We start from the raw sequence: 4,204 nt of genomic DNA on the forward strand, positions 1-4,204 counted from the left end.
GTCAGCAGACCGATGTAGAGATTCATTGGATTGGCTGGCCTGCCACAGTCGATGGGCCTAGCAGGAACAGCAGCAGCCAGGGTTCGTTCCTGCGGCGCTGGGCGATCAGCCAGGGTCGTTCAACCAAGGGAACGGCAGCGAATTGTGGATCGCGGTGGCGGCGATGGCCGCGTGCCCCATGGCGACGCTGATCTGTGCCAGGCCCTTCACCACGTCGCCGGCTGCATAAAGGCCAGGCACGGTGGTCTGCAGGTGCGCGTCGACGAGAAGTGCTCCGTCCTCGTCATGGTCTGCGCCCAGGTCCACGGCCAAGCCGGATCGCGGCTGCAGTCCGAGCGCCACGTACAGGGAATCGAACCGGTGGTGCTCGCTGTCAGCGGTGGTGGCCGTGGCACCATGCTCGTCGAAGGCCAGGTCCGTGACCGGCCCCTCGACGATATGGACCCCGGCGTTCTGCAGCGCTTCGCGGTCAGCCTCGTCCAGGTCCCAGTGATCGCGCAGGGTGAGCACGGTGAGGTCGTCGGTGTAGCCGCGCAGCAGCATCGCCTCGCGTACCCGGCACTTACCGGCGCTTGCCAGCGCCACGCTGCGGCCGCGCACCTCGTAGGCATCGCAGATAGGGCAGTAGCGGAGCACGCCGCGGGCTACGGCTTGCTCGAGGTCCGGCAGGCTGACCGGTGGTGGTACGTCGTCCGTGCCGGTGGCCAGCAGGACGGTCGCCACGTCATGCGTACGGCCGTCATCGGTGGTTGCCCGGAAGCCACCCTCCGGCCGTCGCTCCAGCCGTTCCACCTGGCCCTTGACCAGTTCCGCGCCGTAGCGCTGGCCCTGGTCGCGCATCCGCGCCAGCAGTTCCTTGCCAGGGATGCCGTCGGGAAAGCCGGCGTGATTATGCGACACGGGAATCCAGGACGCCCTGCTGGCGTCGGCATCGACGACCAGGAAGCTTCGGCGGAAACGTGCGAGATAGATGGCGGCGGTGAGTCCCGCGGGACCGCCGCCGATGATCAGGCAGTCCACGGACGTTCCTGCCGGCTGGAAGCGATGCCGAACATGCAGAAGGCGTCCTATTTGGCCGACAGGTTGGAGAACATCAGCACCTTGCGCTCGAGGTCGAACGTCACGTGGTCGCTGGCGGCGAACAACTTCAGCATCGGCTCCATGTCGTCGGCGTCGACATCGAGGATGTATTCCTCCACGCCGTTGTCGAGGATGAGCTGGACGGTGAAGGTGCCGGGCTGCCCCCGTTCGCGCTCGGTCCAGGATGCCTGGTAGTTGGTGACCTCGCGTACCTTGTACCGGCGCTCGAGCGCCTGCTCCTGCTGGTCCGACATGGCGGCCTCCTTCGTGGCTTGCTCCGGGACGGATCGTGTCCCGCGGGCACAAAGGCGTGGAGGTGGGCAGGTTCCGACGCCGGCACGTGTTCCGGCGACGGAAGAAGACGTGCTATACAGCCCTGTTGGTGGACTTGCCGCAGGCCATCGGCAGCTTCGCAGCCACGTTTTGCATGAACGAACCCAAGAAACCGGCCTGAATCAACGGGCCGCGCTTCTGTCCGTCCCTCCGTCGGCCGCTAGATCAGCCGGTCGATCTTCGACGCCATGATGAAATCATTCTCATGGAGCCCTTTGATCGTCTTGGTCTGCAGCGACACGACGACATAGCCCCAGCCAAAGCTGATGTCCGGATGGTGCCCTTGCGCCTCTGCCACCTCCGCCACGAGCCGGACGAAGGCGAAGGCCGCCGCGAAGTCCTGGAACCGGTACCTCCGCTCGATCCGCCGCCCCCCGTCCTGCAGCGACCAGTCCGGCACGAGCGCCCGATAGGCCTCCGCCTCAGCCTCGCTCAAGGAAGGGCTGCCTCGCCGGCACGGCACGCAGGACCTGTCCGCCAGGGCCGCCATGCCTCATTGCCCCATGATGAAGCTGGCGCACCGGTCGCCCAGCATCATGGCAGGGGCGTTGGTGTTGCCCGCGTTGATGTTGGGCACCGAGGACATGTCGCACACGCGGAGGCGATCGACGCCGCGCACCCTCATCCGCGCATCCAGCACGACCATCGGATCACCGTCCGCACCCATCCTGCAGGTTCCGGCCGGGTGGTAGTTCGTCTTGACGAAGCGCCGGCAATGCAGCCGCACCGCCTCGTCGTCGGGCGCATCGCCGAGAATGGCCACATGGTCGATCCGCTCGGCGAGCGGGCTGGTGTGAAACGCACGGAGGAAGAAGCGAACGCCGGCCATCATCTCGTGCATGTCCCGCTCGTCCAGCAGCAGGTTCGGCGAGACGAGCGGCATGGCGGCAGGATCGGCCGACCTGAGCTGGACGGTCCCGCGCGACTTTGGCTTCACCACCACCGTCGTGATGGTAAAGCCGTGGGTGTCCTTGATCAGGGTCTTGGTGTCACGGTCGAGATAGACGATCGGCACGCAGAAGGCCTGGATCGTCGGCGGCGCGTCCGGGTCGGTGGGGTTCACGAACGCGCCGGCCTCGACACCGGCCGACAGGATCGGGCCGGTCCCGAAGAGCTTGAACTGGATGCCGTTGCGCAGCATCCGCCAGCCGACACCCTCGCCGAAATAGCCGTAGCGGCCATTGGCGATCGCCGCGATCGGGACTTCCGGGTGGTCGATGAGGTTCGACCCCACACCCGGAAGATCGACCAGGCAGTCGATGCCGTGACTCTTGAGCTGATCGGCCGGCCCGATGCCGGACAGCATGAGGAGCTTCGGCGTCACCAAGGCACCGGAGCTCACGATGATCTCGCCCGACGCATAGGCGATCTGGTCCTGGCCGTCGCGCCGGTAGGCGACGCCGACGGCCCGGCCGTTCTCGACGATGATCCGCGACACCTCCGCATTCAGCCGCAGGGTCAGGCGCGGATCGTCCTTCAGCGGCTCGATGAAGGCATAGGCGGCACTGCTGCGCTTCCCGCTCCGGTTCATGAACTGGTAGAGGCCGACGCCACGCTGGGTAGGGCCGTTGAAGTCGTGGTTGTACGGCTCGCCCAGGACCTGCATCGCCTGCAGGAACCAGCGCGAGACATCGTTCACATGGGCCGGGTCCGAGACGAGGAGCGGCCCGTTGGCGCCGTGCCGCTCGTCATGAAGCCGGTTGTTCCCTTCCATGCCCCGGAAGTGCGGAAGGACCGCCTTCCAACTCCAGTCTGCCCCATCGTTGTTGCCACGCATGATCTCGTGCCACTCGTCATAGTCCGACGGCCGGCCACGGATATAAACCTGCGCGTTCACCGACGAGCCGCCACCCAGCACATTGCCCTGCGGGATGTCGTGTGCTCGGCCTTCCAGATGCTGCTGCGGTACCGTGGTATGGTAGCGCATGAACTTGCTGCCATTGATCATCTTGAAGATGCCGGGTGGCATGTCGAGCAAGGGATGGCGGTGGGAGTGCCCGGCCTCGAGCAGGAGGACGCGATGGTTCCCGGCCACCAGCTTCGCTGCCACGACACAGCCGGACGATCCTCCGCCGACAACGATGTAGTCGAACTCTTCGCGTGCCATCTCAGGTTCCGGGTTCTGTTCGTGCTTGCGGGTATTCCGAGCGACCCGGAACGCCGCAGGAGTCCGGGTGCCAGGCTGCTGGCCAGGCCACTTGGCGACGCAACAGCCTGCGCGGAGCGCGGTCGTCAAGCGGGAAGAACCACCTGACCGGGAAGGAAGCGCTGCCCCCTCAAGGTGCATCACTGCACTGAGGAGGGCGCCAGTGGTTCAGCGGTCTCTGCCCGGGCGGGTCGACCATCGGCTTGCCGAGGGCACCAAAGTTGCGGAAGCCCCTTCCAGTCCCGGAACCGCTGCACAAGGCATGTCTGGCAAGTCGACGTGCAGCCGGATTATCAAGGCCGCCCGTCCTCGGATCTGCCGAGATCGAAGCGGTCTTTCGGCATTCTTGATGCAGAGCAGGAGTAAGACAGGCGACATCGTTTCTGGGTCAAATCGCAGCAAGCCCCGATGCCGGAGAAGATGAGGACGAGCGCGGCTTGTACATCGTCCACTTGGTCGTCTTGAGCCGGCTGTTGCGCCCTGCCGTGGTCGAGGTGCTTCCAAGGGAGACTGCCGCGAAACCCTGGCCTTGGCCGTGCTGCTGTGATTCGATCCTGGTGAAGCAGGATGGGGGCGTCCGATGGTGCGCAAGGCGGTGGGTCAGGTGAGCCTGGTGGAAGCGCTGCTGCCGGCGGCCTTTGGCAG

General features: G+C 65.7%; 5 protein-coding genes. All 5 read right to left on the reverse strand.

Annotated elements, in window-relative coordinates; all coding sequences use genetic code 11:
- Positions 1-105: 105 nt before the first annotated feature.
- Positions 106-1,020: an NAD(P)/FAD-dependent oxidoreductase gene (locus VHL31_RS07760; protein ID WP_329660634.1), complete on the reverse strand. Its 915-nt coding sequence runs from the start codon at positions 1,018-1,020 to the stop codon at positions 106-108.
- A gap of 47 nt (positions 1,021-1,067) precedes the next feature.
- Complete coding sequence (locus VHL31_RS07765) at positions 1,068-1,334, reverse strand: hypothetical protein (RefSeq protein WP_329660635.1); 267 nt, start codon at positions 1,332-1,334, stop codon at positions 1,068-1,070.
- 239 nt (positions 1,335-1,573) lie between these two features.
- Positions 1,574-1,849 carry a 4a-hydroxytetrahydrobiopterin dehydratase gene (locus VHL31_RS07770; RefSeq protein WP_329660636.1) on the reverse strand — a complete coding sequence of 92 codons (276 nt, stop codon included), beginning with the start codon at positions 1,847-1,849 and terminating at the stop codon, positions 1,574-1,576.
- A gap of 57 nt (positions 1,850-1,906) precedes the next feature.
- The gene (locus VHL31_RS07775; RefSeq protein WP_329660637.1) at positions 1,907-3,520 is read right to left on the reverse strand and encodes a GMC family oxidoreductase; all 1,614 of its coding nucleotides are present in this window, start codon (positions 3,518-3,520) and stop codon (positions 1,907-1,909) included.
- A gap of 427 nt (positions 3,521-3,947) precedes the next feature.
- On the reverse strand, positions 3,948-4,204 hold a 257-nt coding region (locus tag VHL31_RS07780), incomplete at its 5' end, for a hypothetical protein (RefSeq protein WP_329660638.1).

Origin of the sequence: Geminicoccus sp. (assembly GCF_036263595.1) — a bacterium.
Classification (GTDB): domain Bacteria; phylum Pseudomonadota; class Alphaproteobacteria; order Geminicoccales; family Geminicoccaceae; genus Geminicoccus.